Source organism: Nocardia sp. NPDC051570 (genome assembly GCF_044454005.1).
In the GTDB taxonomy this organism is placed as follows: domain Bacteria; phylum Actinomycetota; class Actinomycetes; order Mycobacteriales; family Mycobacteriaceae; genus Nocardia.
Genome location: NZ_JBITDI010000002.1, coordinates 1 through 16,986 on the forward strand (window position 1 = coordinate 1; position 16,986 = coordinate 16,986).

At 66.4% G+C, this 16,986-nt stretch carries 19 protein-coding genes; 12 read left to right on the top strand and 7 right to left on the bottom strand.

Annotated elements, in window-relative coordinates:
• Nucleotides 1-231, top strand: a 231-nt coding sequence (locus ACIA76_RS03480; RefSeq protein ID WP_397148012.1) for a hypothetical protein, incomplete at its 5' end; no start/stop codon positions are given.
• Between the two features lie 551 nt (nt 232-782).
• On the opposite strand, the gene ACIA76_RS03485 is transcribed toward ACIA76_RS03480, so the two are convergent.
• Nucleotides 783-1,217 (bottom strand): hypothetical protein, encoded by a 435-nt coding sequence (locus tag ACIA76_RS03485; protein WP_397148014.1) that lies wholly within the window; start codon nt 1,215-1,217, stop codon nt 783-785.
• Between the two features lie 192 nt (nt 1,218-1,409).
• Between ACIA76_RS03485 and ACIA76_RS03490 the strand changes: the two genes are divergently transcribed.
• Both ACIA76_RS03490 and ACIA76_RS03495 read left to right on the top strand, forming a co-directional pair.
• A complete protein-coding gene (locus ACIA76_RS03490) occupies nt 1,410-1,586 on the top strand; it encodes a hypothetical protein (RefSeq protein ID WP_397148016.1) in 177 nt (58 codons plus the stop codon).
• A gap of 204 nt (nt 1,587-1,790) precedes the next feature.
• Nucleotides 1,791-2,654, top strand: a complete 864-nt coding sequence (locus ACIA76_RS03495) for an MBL fold metallo-hydrolase (protein WP_397148018.1) — start codon at nt 1,791-1,793, stop codon at nt 2,652-2,654.
• A 425-nt stretch (nt 2,655-3,079) separates the two neighbouring features.
• Here the strand turns inward: ACIA76_RS03495 and ACIA76_RS03500 are convergent, their stop codons facing one another.
• Complete coding sequence (locus tag ACIA76_RS03500; RefSeq protein ID WP_397148020.1) at nt 3,080-3,916, bottom strand: MBL fold metallo-hydrolase; 837 nt, start codon at nt 3,914-3,916, stop codon at nt 3,080-3,082.
• Between the two features lie 194 nt (nt 3,917-4,110).
• Entirely contained in the window at nt 4,111-4,962 is an 852-nt protein-coding gene (locus tag ACIA76_RS03505) for an enoyl-CoA hydratase/isomerase family protein (protein WP_397148022.1), read from the bottom strand.
• A gap of 235 nt (nt 4,963-5,197) precedes the next feature.
• On the opposite strand from ACIA76_RS03505, the gene ACIA76_RS03510 reads away from it, so the two are divergent.
• The 7 genes from ACIA76_RS03510 to ACIA76_RS03540 all read left to right on the top strand — a co-directional run bounded on the left by ACIA76_RS03510 (nt 5,198) and on the right by ACIA76_RS03540 (nt 10,657).
• Complete coding sequence (locus ACIA76_RS03510) at nt 5,198-5,548, top strand: hypothetical protein (RefSeq protein ID WP_397148024.1); 351 nt, start codon at nt 5,198-5,200, stop codon at nt 5,546-5,548.
• A gap of 375 nt (nt 5,549-5,923) precedes the next feature.
• Nucleotides 5,924-6,721 (top strand): enoyl-CoA hydratase/isomerase family protein, encoded by a 798-nt coding sequence (locus tag ACIA76_RS03515; protein WP_397148026.1) that lies wholly within the window; start codon nt 5,924-5,926, stop codon nt 6,719-6,721.
• 96 nt (nt 6,722-6,817) lie between these two features.
• Nucleotides 6,818-7,537 carry a DUF2867 domain-containing protein gene (locus tag ACIA76_RS03520; RefSeq protein ID WP_397148028.1) on the top strand — a complete coding sequence of 240 codons (720 nt, stop codon included), beginning with the start codon at nt 6,818-6,820 and terminating at the stop codon, nt 7,535-7,537.
• A gap of 379 nt (nt 7,538-7,916) precedes the next feature.
• Entirely contained in the window at nt 7,917-8,741 is an 825-nt protein-coding gene (locus tag ACIA76_RS03525; protein WP_397148030.1) for an SAM-dependent methyltransferase, read from the top strand.
• A 21-nt stretch (nt 8,742-8,762) separates the two neighbouring features.
• The gene (locus ACIA76_RS03530) at nt 8,763-9,122 is read left to right on the top strand and encodes a VOC family protein (protein WP_397148032.1); all 360 of its coding nucleotides are present in this window, start codon (nt 8,763-8,765) and stop codon (nt 9,120-9,122) included.
• Nucleotides 9,123-9,230: 108 nt separating this feature from the next.
• Nucleotides 9,231-9,824, top strand: coding sequence for a TetR/AcrR family transcriptional regulator (locus ACIA76_RS03535; protein ID WP_397148034.1), 594 nt, complete (start codon nt 9,231-9,233; stop codon nt 9,822-9,824).
• On the top strand, nt 9,821-10,657 hold the full coding sequence (locus ACIA76_RS03540) for an alpha/beta fold hydrolase (RefSeq protein ID WP_397148036.1): 837 nt from the start codon (nt 9,821-9,823) through the stop codon (nt 10,655-10,657). The genes ACIA76_RS03535 and ACIA76_RS03540 overlap by 4 nt, the downstream gene beginning before the upstream one ends.
• Here ACIA76_RS03540 and ACIA76_RS03545 read toward each other — a convergent pair.
• Nucleotides 10,650-11,363 carry a 3-keto-5-aminohexanoate cleavage protein gene (locus tag ACIA76_RS03545; RefSeq protein ID WP_397148038.1) on the bottom strand — a complete coding sequence of 238 codons (714 nt, stop codon included), beginning with the start codon at nt 11,361-11,363 and terminating at the stop codon, nt 10,650-10,652. The two genes, ACIA76_RS03540 and ACIA76_RS03545, sit on opposite strands and share 8 nt — an antisense overlap.
• A 241-nt stretch (nt 11,364-11,604) precedes the next feature.
• Complete coding sequence (locus ACIA76_RS03550; protein ID WP_397148040.1) at nt 11,605-12,177, bottom strand: pyridoxamine 5'-phosphate oxidase family protein; 573 nt, start codon at nt 12,175-12,177, stop codon at nt 11,605-11,607.
• 139 nt (nt 12,178-12,316) lie between these two features.
• Here ACIA76_RS03550 and ACIA76_RS03555 point away from each other — a divergent pair, with 139 nt between their 5' ends.
• Nucleotides 12,317-13,129, top strand: a complete 813-nt coding sequence (locus ACIA76_RS03555; RefSeq protein WP_397148042.1) for a cyclase family protein — start codon at nt 12,317-12,319, stop codon at nt 13,127-13,129.
• A 4-nt stretch (nt 13,130-13,133) separates the two neighbouring features.
• Here the strand turns inward: ACIA76_RS03555 and ACIA76_RS03560 are convergent, their stop codons facing one another.
• Entirely contained in the window at nt 13,134-14,687 is a 1,554-nt protein-coding gene (locus tag ACIA76_RS03560) for an FAD-binding oxidoreductase (RefSeq protein ID WP_397148044.1), read from the bottom strand.
• Nucleotides 14,688-15,061: 374 nt separating this feature from the next.
• Nucleotides 15,062-15,670, bottom strand: coding sequence for a DUF308 domain-containing protein (locus tag ACIA76_RS03565; RefSeq protein ID WP_397148046.1), 609 nt, complete (start codon nt 15,668-15,670; stop codon nt 15,062-15,064).
• 154 nt (nt 15,671-15,824) lie between these two features.
• Here ACIA76_RS03565 and ACIA76_RS03570 point away from each other — a divergent pair, with 154 nt between their 5' ends.
• A complete protein-coding gene (locus tag ACIA76_RS03570) occupies nt 15,825-16,961 on the top strand; it encodes a serine hydrolase domain-containing protein (RefSeq protein WP_397148048.1) in 1,137 nt (378 codons plus the stop codon).
• The last annotated feature ends 25 nt before the right edge of the window (nt 16,962-16,986 follow it).

The following is a 16,986-nucleotide window of genomic DNA, read 5'->3' on the forward strand; positions in this document are numbered from 1 at the left end:
ATGACGGGCTGCGACGACCTGAGCTACACAGTTACATCAACCGGCCCTGAGGGCGCGATTCAAATGTTTCTGCCATACGTAAATCTCGTATATGGAGGGGTTAATGCGCAGACTCAGATTCCCGGCTCGAAAACCTCGCTACAACGCATGGCCGGCAACGGTAACGGGTGGCCCGGATATGGGCTTTGGCCGTTCGACTACGGAAACCCTATCCCAGGATTCTACAACTGACCCATAGCTCCACCACACGACAAAGGACTGGGAGCGGACCGGACACCAAGCGACAGTCCGCTCCCAGCACTGCACCAGAGGCATAGTCGCCATCCACAACAGCTGACTCGGTCATAGACCGGTTGTACATAAGATGGGACGGGTGAACTACTCCGTTCCATATGCCGACGGGCGGCCTGCGCTGCATCTGACTGATCAGCTCGTGCCGGCCTACGCATTGCGACCCCGCGCCGACAACACCCATAAGACAGCGCGTTCCCCAAGCACGTGAGCCAGCCTTCACTCGGTGATCCCCCAACGCCTGACACAGCGGACTCGCCATCGACCAGGGCGTTGACCAACCCATTCGTGCCATTCGCGGCGCGCTGGTCGTACATCGCGGCAAGCTGGTCCGGCGACGGCTCATCCTCCGACCGCCCAAGGGGGCGGAACTCGATCTGCTCTTGGTCCATGACCAGAATGTGGGCGCAACTCCCCTCCGCTCGAAACTGACTGTTACCCAACATGATCCGGCAACTCGACAAAGGAGGCGCCACATATACGAAGTCTGGTTAGGTCCAGCCGTCCAGGCCGTTGATGCGCTGGTAGTAGGCGTCGTCGGCTGCTTGAATCTCCTCTTCGGTCCTCGGCCGCTGGGGTGCGGTCGAGCCTTCCGTTTCGGAGACGTCGCGTAACTCGTTCAGCTGGTTCCTGATTCGAGGATCGACAGCTCGCAGGACTCGCTCGGCCTTGGCTGCGGCGTCGATACGGGCACGACGGTGACAGTCGAGCAGCGAAGCGGTCAATTGTGTGCTGGGCCAGCGCATCACGCCGGGCGCGATCTGCAGGTTGGTGATGTCACCGGCCGCGCTGACCTCGATGGTGATGCCGCGGACCTCGCCGCGTCCGCGGACGACCGCCATCGCCGCATTCAGCCGGTGGCCGCTGCGGCGGATGTCGGACAGCTCCTGTTTGAGCTGTCGTTCCCAGTCTTCGGGGTTTGTCATCGGATCCTGCATTTCGAGTTCATCGACTCGCGAGGAATTCGTTCCAGCCCGGCGCGATCTCGAGCATGATCTGTTCGGTCGGATCGGTTTGTTCGATGATGCCATCGTCATAGAGTTGGATGGCCTTGTCGTAGTCGGCCCAATAGATCCGTCCACGTCCTGCACATCGAGGCGGGCACGGTCGAGGAGTTCATGGCGCTGCTGCGGCGCATGGTCGAGTGGTCCGGCCGCTCCCGCGGGCAGATCACGACCATATCCGGATTGCCGCGATCCACGGTGTATCGCTACACCAGCGCGAAGAACTCGGCGCTACCGAAGAATCTGACCAGCTCAAGGCGGGCGGTTTCGAGCGATCGTCGCAAGACATAACCGGAGCCCATGGTGCCACTTGAACGCCAGTCGTCAATGGCAGAGATTGCCAAACATCCTGGATGGCCGACCGCTGTCGAGCTAGGGTGAGATTCAATACATCGAATGTCTCATTTGAGACACCATACTAATAGTGTCTCGGAAGGAGCGAATCTCTACTTCGCGCTCACGACTCTCGTCGAAGAGGAGGATGTTGTGAAGAGCATGTCTGAAAGCACTTTGACAGCAGAGGTTTTCGTCACTCCGACCATCCCGGCACAGACCAGCATCCCCGGGAAGAGCTCGATCTGGCCACCCATATCGGCCACCCTGATCTCCGGTACGCGCGACGCGGTCCTGGTCGATGCCTTCCTGACCGAGGATCAGGCCCGGGACCTGGGCGACTGGATCGAGGCATCGGGAAAGAACCTCACCACGATCTACCTCACCCACGGCCACGGCGACCACTTCTTCGGCATGACACCACTGCTGAAACGGTTCCCCAACGCCCGCGCCGTCGCCACCCCCGGCACCATCGCGCACATGCATCACGATCTGGAACCCGAATACTTCCAAGGATTTTGGGAATCAACCTTCCCCGGTCAACTCCCGAGCAACCTTCAGGTGGCCCAACCCCTGGCCGACGGAGTGATCGACCTCGAAGGACACGAACTACGCGCCGTCGAGGCAGGCTACAGCGACACCAACGACACCACATTCCTGCACGTACCCTCGCTCGACCTCGTCGTTGCGGGCGACATCATCTACAACGGCGTACACCAATACCTCGCCGAATCCAGCAAAACCACACGGCAACAATGGATCTCCGCAGTCGACCAGATCGAAGCCCTGCATCCGAAACGAGTGATCGCCGGCCACAAAGCACCAGGCGCCAAGGACTCCCCACAGGCAATCGCCGACACCCGCGCCTACCTCACCGATTTCGACCAGCTGCTCGACAAGGCCGGCGACCCGGCCGAACTCATCGACGCGATGCTCGCCCGCTACCCCGACCTCATCAACCCCTATGCCGTGGAACTGTCCGCACGAAGTGTCTTCGCCAGGCAACAAGCACACAGCCCTGCATGATCGGTCGCCCGACGCAGACGGCAGCGAACGGGGCACGTTTCAGGTGACCGGTGTGGCAGCCGGTGCTCCGCTCAGCGCCTGGCGCAAAAACTGTGTCAGTGCGCTGCGCGGATCATCGGCGACATCTTCCGGCGTACCCTGCGCGACGAGCAGGCCGCCGTCCGCCGGGCCGTCCGGGTGCTTCAGACCAGGGCCTCTTCTTCCCGGCGTTGTTGATCGCGAGCGCGGATCCTACGAGAAGATCGCCGGAGCCATCGGCGTGCCCGCCGAACAGATCCTGTTCCTGTCCGATCATCCCGACGAGCCCGACGCCGCGGTGGCCGCGGGCTGGTCGGCGGTCGGCGTGACGCGGCCCAGGGGAGCCGAATTCGCCTCGGCCGCCGCATCGCTGGATCGGTTCGTTCGCGCAGATCGAGCTGTAGCCCTCAGAAGCCGAACATCAGCCAGGATTGGTGGCTCACCCAATCCGGGTAGAGCTTGGTCATCTCGTTGTAGATCTCCTCATCGGAGAGCGACGACTCGCGCAGGCGGCCGAAGTCGCGCAGATAGTTCTTGGAACCCTCGATCGCATCGGGGGTATCCGGAGCACCGGTCTTCTTGTGCCCGGCGACCGCGATCCTCGGCTTCAGCGCGGCCAGGCGATCCAGCGCGGCGATCCAGTTCTCACGGCTCTCCGGCGTGGTGTCGCCGACGAACATGTGGCACTGGTTGTAGAGCACATCCCCGCCGACCACCAGATCGATCGACGGCACGTGCAGCGAGGTGCTGTCCACGGCTTCGGTGCGCCCCTGCTCGATGATGCGGAGCTCGTGGCCCTCGAGGGTGAAGGTATCGCCGGAATACGGTTCTGGCGTCACGATTCTCGTCGGGAACTGTCCCGGGAACATCTTCTGGGAATGCCGCGCCAGATCCGGATCGGTCCGGTTCATCAACTCCACCGACCCGGGCGTGGCGATGGCCCGCGCATCCGGGAACCGATCCAGCAGCACACTGAGCCCGAAGTAATGATCGAAATGCCCGTGCGTGATGTAGATGGTCGTCAGATTCCGCCGATGCAGCGCCACCCACTCGGCCAGCGCCCGCGCATCGTCCACCGTAGTCAGCGGATCCACCAGCACGGCATCGAATTCCCCGTAGATCAGCGTCGACGTTATCGGATCCCACCCGAACGGCGGCCCGAACGGCTGCGGCCGCTCACCCACCACCGCCTTCCCCGGCGCGGTGAAAACGTTGAGGCCCAATTCGGTCGGAGCAGTAGACATCGGAATCTACCTCCCTGTCAGGGATTGCGGACTTCACTATTCCGCGCGAGTACCTCGATCGCAATGCCACTACCGCTCCAGCTCTGCCGGCACCTTTCGCCATTCTCAGAGCACATCAGCTCAGTTCGCATGAATGCGTGAGGCTACGGTGTTGGCGTCGAGTTGCTGTCCAGTAATCATGAGACGCCCCCTGGTCACCTGTCGGTCGGATTGTGTGCGGCACTGGCGGTTTCGGGCGTGAGTAGTTCGACGGCAGCGCTGCCGAAGTCGAGTTCGAGACCGCTGGAGGTCTGCATGCCCTGTTGCATGAGCCGACCTATGCGGGCGGCGACGTCGGGGCGTCCGAGGGCTTCACGGAAGCGTTCGGACTCCTCGGCCAATTCCGCCGGGGCGGGCAGTGTGATCGGATCGACCATGGCCTTCACCGCGGCGATCGCCTCGGATGGGAGGGAAGCGATGCGGTGGGCGAGTCGGTCGACGAAGTCGTCGAGTTCGGCGTCGGGCAGTGCGCGGTTGATCCAGCCGTAGCGTTCGGCGAGCTGGGCCGGGAAATCCTCACCGCCGAGGAGCGCCTCGAGCGCTCGGCCTCGGCCCATCAGGCGCGGAAGCATCTGGGTGCCGCCGCTCCCGGGGAGGGCGCCGATGATGATTTCGAGCTGGCTCAAGATCGCTCGCTCCGCGGACGCGAACCGGAGATCGCACGCGAGTGCGACCTCACTGCCGATGCCGCGGGCCCGGCCGGCGATTTTGGCGATGGAGACTTTCGGTATGCCGGGCAGCCTCCCCAGAATCTTCTCGGCCGAAGGCATCGCGGCCGGGATGGCGGCGCCGACCGCGGTCATATCCCAGTGCGCGAGAAAGAATTCCGGGTTTGCCGATTCGAACACGACCACTCGGATCGAGTCGTCGTCCTCCACCCTGTCCACGAGCTTGTTGAGGCTGATGAGGGTCTGCGGTCCCACCAGGTTGATCGGCGGGTTGTCGAAACGTGCCCACAACACCCCGCCGTCCTGACGGGTCCGGATGGTCGGCAACCGTTCGTTCATCAGACGCTCCATTCTTGTTGTCGCACTGCCGTTTCCGCGTTATCCGTCCTGGTTCTCACTCAGGACCTGTGCGATTGGCAGGCGCTTGGAGACAGCGGGCCTGGCGAACGCGCTAGAACGCGTGCACCTGAAATAGCACGACACGGACGCGACCTACATCATAGTAGCTGGGTAGTTGCTGTTATCAGATAACCTGCTGTGGATCCCGCCTCTAGTGCCTCACCTGGAGGAACTGGTGAAATTCGCTCGTTCGGCGGCGATTGTCGCCGCGCTTGTCGCGACGGCCGCGATCAGCGCATGTGGGGGACAACTCGTCCTCGTCGTCGGAGTCGTCGGGCGCGGAACGGTCCTGTTCGGCAGCCGCCGACGAAGCGATCAATACGCAACCCTTCCCGGCACCACCGCGTCGGGCCGGGAACACCGTCATGACCGCGTCACGGTACGGGGAGCGCGGGACGCCGCCGAGCACACCCGCCAATACCGGAAATCGCCTGGACACCTACGGATTCCGCGCCAAAACGACTCGCCCGATCGCCTTGACCGCGTCACGTTCTGGAGCGAACGTTTGTGTCGTGAAGTGTACTGAATTGTCCCGAAATGCAGCGAAAACGCACCAAAGAACACTCTGAACTGCGGAAATGGGTGGTTTCAAATCCCCTATCCTCCGCCCCGGCAAACGCCTCCGACTGAGAACTGAGGCAGCCGACGGCGGCTATACATCGCAGCCTCCGTATTCGTGACCCGCGAGGACGTAGCGCTTCTCCGCGCAAAGTGCCATTGCGAGTTGTGTTCTCCTCACGATAATCGGCTACCACGTGTTCAGCCGCCGTCGCCACGATCGGTTCGCATAGCGGATCACCTGCTGTTGGTGGTCCCACAACTGACAACGGAGCCAAACTTGCCGGTCTACGATACACACAATGGAGGTAGACCGATCGTCTATTCAGACGGAGGTACGACCATGACTACGAGCACCCACCGGACCGTGACGATCCATCCCCACGCCGGCGGCTGGGCCGCACTGCGGCTCGATAACCCGCCGCTCAACCTGCTGGACCAGCATGTCTATCGGGAGCTGGTGGATGCTCTCGAACGGTTGGCGGCCGATCCGCGGACCAAGGTCGTTGTGCTGGAGTCGGCGGATCCGGAGTTCTTCTCGGCGCATTTCGATATGAGCCTCACCACCGAGGCGATGGCCGAGGCGTCCGCTCTCTATCCGCGACTGATCAAGGCGCTGCAATCGCCCGAATTGGTGAGCATCGCCAAGGTTCGTGGCCGCGCCCGTGGTGGCGGAGATGAGCTCATCCTGCTGTGCGATATGCGTTTCGCTTCGATCGACAACAGCTTCTTCGCCCAGCCGGAGGTCGGGTCCGGGCTCATCCCTGGTGGTGGCGCGCTGCAGCTGCTGCCCGCCTTGATCGGTCGGGGTCGGGCGCTCGAGCTGATGTTGAGTGGGCGCAATATCGACGGCGCCACCGCTGAGCGATACGGCGTCGTGAATCGCGCGCTGCCGGACGACGAACTCGACGACTACGTCGACAGCCTCGCTGCGCACATCGCGAGCCGTTCCGGTGCCGCCCTGGCGGCTGTCAAGAAGGCTGTCGATCGTCGGAACCTGCCCGCCGATGCCGACTTCCGCACGGATACCGAGGATTTCACTCGGCTGTATGCAACCGCCGAGGTCCGCGCGGCGACCGCTGCCGCTCTGGCCGCGGGTCTGCAAACCAGGGGACCGCTCGAATACAACCTGGGCGATTGAATCGACTGGACCTACCCGACGCGGACCTCTAGAGCTTCCTGTTGTCGAAATCGATGACCTGCACGACTGTTTGGTCGCTGGATGGAAGGCCTCGTGATGAAGCTCCCGAAAACCGCGCACACCGACCGCTCTTGGCGGATCCATGAGATCACCGGCGACTTCCGGCTCGAGGATGTGTGGGCGTTGCCGACGCCCGGCGGACCCGACGACTTCCCGCGACTGGTGCGGCAGCTGGCGGAAGGCGACGGCGCGCACAGATCAGGGATAGTCCGCGCGCTGTTCGCGATTCGCTGGAAGCTCGGGGAGCTGCTCGGCTGGGACGGACCCGACTGCGGCCTCGGTTCCCGAGTGCGTACGCTTCGCGACAGATTGCCGCCCGATCTCCGCGACATGCCCGCCGGTCCGGACCTGCACGCGGTTCCGTTCACCTCGGTGTACTTGACGCATGAGGAGTGGGCATTGGAGAGCGCCAACCGGACGGTGCACGCAATACTGCACATCGGTTGGGTACCGGACGAGGCGACTGGTGGCTACCGCGGCCAGATGGCCATGCTGGTGAAGCCCAACGGCGTGTTCGGGGTCATCTACTTGACGGCGATCGCACCCTTTCGGCGCCTGATTGTGTGGCCGTCCATGATCCGGATGATCGGGCGCGACTGGCAATATCGGCAGCGGCAATTCCAGAAGCTCCCACCGCATGTCCGTCAACACCCGGTACCGAACTCCAAACGACGAAACAACGATGACCTCGCCTGCCACGGGACGACCGCACCAACGACAGAGAGCCCAAGTCCCGATTGCACCGAGCTGTTCTGAAATACACTGGCCAACTTCGGTTTCCGCGACGGTCACGGCGACGGCCGGATGTGGTGCTGATGGACATCAGCATGCCCGGAATGAACGGTGTCGAGGCCGCCAGGCGTATCGGTGCGCAGAGTGACGGCCCGTCGGGTACGGCGAACCGTCCAGCCGGGACACCCGCGCCCCGATCAATCCGATCCGCCTGGCCTCAACATACTGACAGGTCCGAATTTCACATTGTGTCGAGCAATTCCGTTGTGCTCGAACGCATCTCATTCATGATCTTCCGCTGCGCTCACTCGCTGCTTGCTGGTATAACCGAAGCGCCCATTAGGGGCCGATCGTGCTCTTAGGATTGATCCGTCAACACATCCGGCGACAGGGGATGATTCCAATGACCGACAGCACCACGCATGTGGACCAGTCGAAGCCGAGTATCGCCCGCGTGTACGACTATCTGCTCGGTGGTAAGGACAACTACGCGATCGATCGCGAGGTCGGTGACTTCTTCGTCAAGGATCTACCCGGTTCGGTCGCGATCGCATTCGCCAACCGCCAGGCCCTGATTCGCGCCGTCGGTGATATCGCCCGCGACGGCATTCACCAGTTCGTCGATTTCGGCAGCGGACTGCCGACCGCGGACAATGTGCATCAGGTCGCCCAGCGCCGCGACTCCGATGCGCATGTGGTCTATGTCGACAACGATCCGATCGTGCTGGCCCACGGCCGCGCACTGCTGGCCACCGACACCAATACGACCGTCATCACCGCCGATCTGCGTGAGCCTGAGGCGATCTACAACAATCCGGAGGTGCAGCGCCTCATCGATTTCGACCAGCCGGTCGGTTTGATCTTCAGCGCGATCCTGCACCACCTCAACGACGATGAGCGGCCCGCCGATCTGGTGCGCTGGTGGGTGGACCGGGTGCCCTCGGGCAGCGAGGTCTACATCTCGCACTTCCAGTCCGGCCACAACGAGGAGACCCGCCTGGCCGAACAGAAGCTGCAGGGCAGCTTCGGGCGCGGCCGCTGGCGCAACGACGACGAGATCCTGGCCCTGTTCGGCGATCTCGAGGTCCTCGAACCCGGCCTGGAGTTGTGCACGCTGTGGCGTCCCGCGGCCGATCCGGGCGAGGACGTCACCAAGATCGGTGTGGACACCCGCGAGCTGACCGTCTGGGAACAGCTGATCTCGTGCGCTCTGGCCCGCAAACCCTGAGGTCGCTGTTACCTTGTGCGCATGATCCTCGGTGCGCACACCATCCTCTACGCCACCGACGCCGAGGCGGCGCGCGCATTCCTGCGCGACGTGCTGGGTCTGGCCCATGTCGATGCCGGTGGCGGCTGGCTGATTTTCCGATCGCCGCCCGCCGAGCTGGCCGTGCATCCGGCCGAGACTCCGGAGAACGGGCGGATCGAGTTGTATCTGATGTGTGACGACCTGGCCGCGACGATGGCGGAGCTGACCGCCAAGGGCGTGCGGTTCACCAGTGCGGTCAGCGAGGCGCGGTGGGGTCTGCTCACCACGCTCGCGGTGCCGGGCGCGGGTGAGATCGGGCTGTACGAGCCCCGGCATCCGGTCGCCTACGACCTGACCTGAGTCGGCCACTCCCCCAGGTCTTTTCGTCCGCGTCCACGGTGCGCACCGTGCCGACTTGCGCCTAATGAAATTAGGTATAACCTAATGTAATTAGGAAAGGAGGGCGGCATGTCCCCACGAGCGGGCCTGAGCGCGGAACGCATCACCGTGGCCGCGGCCGAACTGGCCGATGAGATCGGCTTCGATCGGTTGACGCTGTCGGCGGTGGCGCGGGCGGTCGGAGTGAAGGATCCGAGCCTGTATTCGCATGTGCGCAATCTGCACGACCTGCGGGTGCGGGTGGCGTTGCTGGCCGCGTCGCAGATGAACGAGCGCATCGCTGCGGCGGTGGCCGGGCGCGCGGGTAGGGATGCGTTGATCGGATTCGCCGACGCCTATCGCCGCTTCGCGCTCGACCATCCGGGTCGCTATGCGGCGACCCAGATTCGGATGGATCCGGCCGAGGTCGGCGCCGAATCCGCACTGCTGCGCAGCATCGAGCTGACCGCGGCCATCCTGCGCGCCTATGGGCTGGCCGAACCGGAGGGCACCGATGCGGGCCGGTTGCTGCGCAGCACCTTTCACGGTTTCACCACGCTCGAGGCGGCGGGCGGCTTCGCGCATTCGCGACCGACCGACGCCAGCTGGCGCCACATTCTCGACGCCCTGCATCAGACGTTGTCGCAGTGGCCGTCCCATACCGAGGAGACCGAGTCCCGATGAGATCGGACATCCTGGCCGTCCCCGGCGCGCACCTGTATTACGAGATCCGCGGTGAGGGCCCGCTGCTGTTGCTGATTCCCGGCGGCGGGGGTGACGCGAGCCATGCCGACGAGTTGGCCGAGGCGCTGGCCGCGCATTTCACGGTGGTCGCCTATGACGTGCGCGGCTATTCGCGCAGCACGCTCGATACCGGGCGTCCCGAGCCGCAGCGGGTGGCGGTGCAGAGCGAGGATGCGGCGCGGTTGATCGACCATCTCTCGGGGGCACCGGCTTTCGTGTTCGGCGGGAGATGGTCGATCACCGGGCTGGATCTGCTGGCGCGGTATCCCCAGCGGGTGCGCGCGTTGGTCGCGCACGAACCCCCGTGTTTCGGCGTGCTGCCCGATGCCGCGGATCATCGCGCCTGGGTCGAGCAGGTGTATCGACTGCTGCTCGCCGAGGGCCCCGCGGCGGCCGGCGCCCATTTCCTCGCGGGCCTCGGCAATGCGATGGGCCCGTCCCCGCAGCCCGCCGAGATGACGCCCCGCCAGGCCGAGACCTGGGCGCGGCTGGCGGCCAACGGCCCGATCATGATGCGGTACGAACTGCGCGAATTCACCTCACATATCCCCGATCTCGACGCCCTGGCCGCGGTCTCGGATCGGCTGATCATCGCGGCCGGGCGCGACACCCGCGGGTATCTGCCCTACCGGCCCGCCGCCGAGATCGCCGACCGACTGGGCCGCCCGCTCGCGGAATTCCCGGGCAAGCACAACGGGCCCCGCACCCATGCGGCGGAATTCGCCCGCCAGCTCATCGAGGTGTTCACCACCGAGGCGAGCCGCCTCAGCTGAGCAACCGGCGGGCGGCACGCACCAGAACAGCGTTGTCGCCCACCGGATTTCCGTCCGGATCGGTGAGCACATCCTCGAGCCCGATCCGGGTGGACAGCCCCGACGCCGCGGCCAACCGCAGCACAGGCCAGGCCCCGCCATCGACCCCGTGCAGCAGAATCGGCCGCGCCAGCCCCGAACCCAACTCGGCCAGCAGCGTTTCGGCCGTGCCGACCGCGGACCGCGGATCGGCGTCGACAACCTCGGCCAGCACCCGCAATACCCGCGCGGCCACCGCGGACCGGCGAAACCGTTGCGCCGCATCGGTTCCGGAGAAGATCCCCGCCTCGACCCCGACGCCCCGCTCCCACAGCGCACCGGCCACCGCCTCGGCCCCGTCCTCATGCCAGTTCACCGACGCATGATCGGGCAGCACCGTCCACGCCCGCACCGACGCCACCCGCCGCCGCGGATCCGGCTCGGCCCACGCCCCGGTGGTGACCCCGACCGCGACCCCCGGCACCGCCTGCCTGATGCGCGTCACGACCTCGGCCACCACCGCGCCATCGAGAGTGTCCCGCCCTGCCGAATCCTTCGGGTGCACATGCAGATCCACGGCCCCCGCCGCGACCGCCGCCCGCGCGGCGACCGCGATCTGTTCCGCTGTCATCGGCAACTGCGCACAGTCGGCCGTGGTCCGATCCCCGTTCACACACGCCTGCAGCACCCATGCAGCCTAGGCGCGATCGGTGGGAGTCGCGAGGGTCACATTGACCGCCGCCGCGGCCCTGATCACACTCGAGGAAGCTTCACCTGCGTGTTTTTCTTGTGCTCGATCACGAGGAGGAGACAGTGGGATCAGCGGTGCTGGCGGGAGTGGCGGCGGTGGCCGCCGGGTTGGTGTTGAATACCGGCGGGTTCGTGGTGCTGGCGGTCATCGGGCGGTCGCGGGGTCCGGTGCTCGACCCTCACAGTGCCGAGGGCAGCGGGTGGTCGGATTCCAGTGCGGGCAGCGCGTCGATGCTCGCGGAGTTGTCCCCGGCGATGCGGCGGGCGAAATCCTCATCGGATTTGCGGGCGTGATGTTTGTCCAGCACGGGGCGTTCGTCGACCAGTTCCAGATAGGGCACGCTGAAGCCGCACGAGTCGGCGATCCGCTCGCAGTCGACCACGATCACCGCACGCACGCCCGGATGGTCGGTGCCGAAATGTGCTCGTAGCGTCGTGAATTCGGCGTCGTCGGGGCGCACCACGCGGCCGGTTCCCTGCAGTCGCAGGATCTTCGAGTTGCGGGTGAACGAGCAGAACATGACGGTGATGCGGCCGTTCTCGCGCAGGTGCGCGATGGTTTCCACGCCGCTGCCGAACAGGTCCAGATAGGCCACGGTGTGATCGTCGAGCACCGCGAAGGTGTCGCGATATCCCTTGGGCGACAGGTTGATCCGACCGTCGTGGGTGGGTGCGGTGGCGACGAAGAACATCGGCTGGGCGAGGATGAACCGGCGCAGTGATTCGTCGATATGCGGGTACAGCTTGCTCATCAGGAGTACTCCCGTCTCCGGCACGGCGATCCCTTTACCGTAATGCCGCGGCCACCGGATCCGAACGTGTAATCGGACACGATCCGAGCGCGCGTCATGCGCGGGCGCGCACCAGGCCCGCGCGTAAGCTGCGGCCATCATGTGCGCACCCCACATCGTCCGCGTGGCCCACGACCAGGCCGTCGCGCACACCACCCGCCGGGGGCTGTTCGGGGCCGCGGGTCTGGCCGCGCTGGCCTTCACCGCCGCCCCGGCGGCAGCGCGCTCGGGCTCGGTGGTGGATCTGACCCATACCCTCACCCCGCAGCTGCCGATGTGGCCGGGCAGTCCCTCGTTCGTGGCGGTACCGGTGGCCTGGCATGCCGCGGGTGGTTTCGCCCAGCAGGCGCTGGCGCTGTGGGAGCACACCGGCACCCATATCGACGCCCCACTGCATCGGACCCCGGGCGGGGCGAGCGTGGATCGGCTGGCCGCCGAGGATCTGGTCGCGCCGCTGATCGTGATCGATATCAGCGCCCGCGCCGCCACCGATGCGGACACCACACTGACCCTGGCCGATATCGACGACTTCGAGGCCCGCCACGGCCGCATCCCGCCGCGCGCGTTCGTGGCGCTGCATTCGGGCTGGGAGCAGCGGCTGCCGATCGCGGCCGCGTTCGTCAACCTCGACCCCGGCGGGACTCCGCACGCACCCGGATTCGATGCGCGCGCCGCGGAATTCCTTGTGACCCAACGCGATATCGTCGGCGCGGGAGTGGACACGCTGAGCCTGGACCACGCGTCGAGCCGGGAATTCGGCGCGCATACCGCGGTGCTGGGCGCGGGCCGCTACGGGGTGGAGATGCTGGCCAATCTGGGCGCGGTCCCGCCGGTCGGGGCGACGGTGGTGGTCGGCGCGCCCAAACACGCCGGCGGCACCGGCGGGCCGTGCCGGGTGCTGGCGCTGCTGTGAGCGGTCAGGGCAGCTCGATCGACAGCCGGTGCCGGAACACGTTGCCCGGATCCCGGTCGGCCTTGATCCGTTGCAGCCGTGGATATCCCGCGCCGTAGTAGAACTCGTGCCACGGCACCCCGGAGGTGTTCCAGCGCGGATCGGCCAGATCCGGGTCCGGATAGTTGATGTAGCTGCCGCCGTTGGCCGCATCCGGCACCGGCGCCCCGCCGGTCTCGGCATAGATCTCGCCGTAGAACCGCCGCGCCCAGTCCAGGAAGTGCTCATCGTCGCCGGGCAGCCGCCAGGCCGCGTGGATGAGCATCTTCATGAACGAGTCGCGCGCGGGCATCGCGGTCGCCCCGGGCGCGGCGGCGTTGATCGCGCCGCCGAAGGGCAGGAATTCCAGTTCGGATTCGCCGATCACGCTGGCATCGACCATGTGCCGGTAGCAGATTCGCAGTTGTTCGGTGGTGTAGGGGCGGCGCAGATAGGCGGCCTTGATCTTGACCCGCGGCGGGACGGATGCGGGCGGATAGTAGGCGCGATCGACGGTGTCGGGATAGGAGGCGCGGGTGGGCGGCTCGATCAGCGGTGTCGGGGCGCCGTCGGTGAGCTCGGCGAGGAAGGCGTCCAGGCGGGCCTGCGCGTCGGGCTGGTCGGCGTCGAGCAGGATCAGCATTTCGGCGAAGCCGGTCGCGGTCGGCCGAATGCTCAGCGGGGCATACAGTCCCGCGAAGGGGTCGCCCGGATCGCGGTGGCGGTGGAAGAACTCGAGGTAGTTGCCGAGGAACCGTACGAACGCGTCCTCGGTGGTGATCGGCCAGAACAGCCGCGCGGTGAGCATGGCCTCCGGCGGGCGCGGCAGGGCCCGGCGCGGGTCGGCGCCGTCGGAATCCGGTGAGCGCAACAGATATCGGGTCACCACCCCGAAGTTCCCGCCGCCTCCGCCGGTGTGGGCCCACCACAGGTCGCTGTTCGGTCCGTCCTTGGTCGCGGTGACCAGCGCCGCCTGCCCGCGCGCGTCGACGGTGACGATCTCGACCCCGTAGAGATGATCGGCGACCAGACCGTGCCGCCGCGACAGCGGACCGTATCCGCCGCCGCTGATATGCCCGCCCGCCCCGACGCCCTTGCAGATGCCCGCGGGCACGGTCACACCCCAGGAGCCCAGCGCCTGATACACCGCGCCCAGGGTGGCGCCCGGGGCGACGGAGAAGGCGCGGTACCGCTCGTCCCATCGAATGTCGGTCATCCGCCCGAGATCGATGAGGGCCCGGGTGTCGGCGTTGTCGACGAAGTCGTCGAAACAGTGCCCGCCCGACCGCGCCGCCGGGCGCAGCCCGTCGCGCACCGCCTCGGTGACCGCGGTACACACCTCCTCGGCGGTGCCGGGCTCGACGATGCGCGCCGGGCGAGCGACGAAGCGGCGGTTGTACCCGCGCAGAGTCGCCGCAAGATAGCCTGGATCCCCGGGCACGAACATCCGCGGATCGCCCTGCGCCCCCGCCCGTCCCGCGACGGCACCCACGGCCCCGACCGCCGCGGCGGCGATGAACCCTCGGCGTGACAACGACATCGGCATTCCCTCGAGGCGGCGGCGGTGACGAGGGGACCCTAGCCCGCCGCGACGACCCCACCCCGCCGACACACGGCCGACACGCCAGATCACCGCCCCCGAAACCCACCCACTCGACCCCATCCGCGCACCTGTTCCCGCGCTTCGCACCCGCTATAGCCGCCCACAAAGGATGCGAAGCGTCGAAAAGGGTGCGGCTGCACAAGGCGACCACCGGGGACCCGCCGCGCACCAAACCTTCGCACCCCTTCCCGCGCTTCGCACCCCTTGCGGGCGCCTGGAGAGGGTGCGAAGTGCGGGAAGGGGTGCGAAGCGCGAAGCAGACCGGCGACGCAGTGTGGAAGGGCGACGAGGCGCGCGGGGTGTCGCGAGGGTCAGCCGCGGTGTGGTTGCGAGCGCAGGAGGCCGCCGAGTCCGGCGTTGCCGGCGGGCAAGGGGCGCACGATGCGGGCGGCGATGCGGATCTGGCTGCCGCCCAACAGGATCGACAGCACTCCGACCAGCACCGACAGCGCGGGCATGGTGTCGATGGGCCAGACGATCACCATCAGCCCGGCCACCAGCGTGAGCATGCCGACGACCTCGCTGCGGCCGGTATCGGGCAGCTCGTCGGACCAGACCGCGATGATGGCCTGCACGATGCCGTGCATCGCCCAGCCCATACCCACCCACAGCGCCAGCAGCGATACCCAGTCCCCGCTCTGCACGCACCACACGGCCAGCAGCGCGGTGAGCCCGGCGGTGAGGAATTGCATGATCCGCAGTCCGCGGCGGATGCGGGTCCCGAAGGTGATCACCAATTGCCAGGCCGCCGTGAGCAGCAGGCACAGGCCGAACAGCAGTTCGCTGACCCGTACCGACTTGTCCGGCCACACCAGTAACACCACTCCCAGACCCACCGAGGCGCATCCGATGACGAAGGCCGCCTGCCAGGCGTCACCGGCGAACAGATCGGTGCGACCGGCGACTCGCAGAGTGGGCATAGCTCAATGATATGACCGCCGCACCCAATAACTGATCGTTTGCCCAACATATGTCCGAATCGTCACGTCGGGGGTCCGATTCCCGCGCGAATCCGGGACGATCTCGGGGTTGCGCCGGATGCGCTGTGCGCCTTGGCATTTCTAGCGTGGATCCATGCGTCCGCTCCGACTCCTGCCCGCCGCGGCGACCCTGCTGGCGATGGCCCTGCTGCTGTGCGGCTGCCCCGTCGACCCGCCCGCGTCCGCGCCGCCGCCGACCGGCATCGAGCGCGTGCGCGCCGATCTGGACGCCGCGATCCGCACCGGCGCGGTCGGTGCGATCGCCACCCTCGCCGACGGCGACCGCAGCGTCACCCTCACCGCCGGGCGCGCCGATATCACCACGGGCGCACCCATTCCCGCCGATATCCCCCAGTACGTGCGGGTCGGCAGCATCACCAAAACCTTCACCGCCGCGCTCGTGCTGCACCTGGTCGACGAGGGCGGCATCGAACTCGACGCGCCGATCGATACCTACCTGCCGGGGCTGCTCACCGGCGCGGGCGTCGACGGCCACGCGATCACCGTCCGCCAGATCCTGCAGCATCGCAGCGGGCTGCCCGAATTCGCCGACGATCCGCGGATGGACGAGTACGAGGCCGCGCTGTCGCGGCGCACGGTCACTCCCGCCGCCGAGATTGCTGACGCATTGCTGCGGCCCGCGCAATTCGCGCCGGGCGGCCGGTACGAGTACACGAATACGAACTTCATCGTCGCCGGAATACTCGTCGAACGCGTCACCGGCCGCCCCTACGCCGAGGAACTGCAGCGCCGCGTGCTCGCGCCACTGGATCTGATCCACACCTATCTGCCCGCCGCCGGTGAGGTGCGGATGCGCGATCCGCATCCGCGCGGCTACACCGCGGACCGCCCGCCGACCGACGTATCGCTGGTGGAACCGTCGATTCCATGGTCGGCGGGGGCGCTGGTGTCGACCGGAACGGATCTGAACCGCTTCTACTCCGCCCTGGTTGCCGGGAAAGTCGTTGCGCCGCACCTGCTTCGCTCGATGCTCGATGGGGTGCCCACCGACGAGGGCGGTTTCTACGGCCTCGGCGTCGGCTACGCCGATCTGCCGTGCGGGGCCCGCTACGTCGGCCATTCCGGCGGCATCCACGGATTCACGACCCTGTCCGGCGCGACCGCGCAGGGCCGCGCGGTCACCTTCACCATGACCGGACTGCCCGATCGGGCGGTGACCGAGGGCGGTATCGATCCGCGGGCCATGCTCACCCGCGCGCTGTGCCGGTAATGGCCGGGCGATCAGGGCGTTGGCG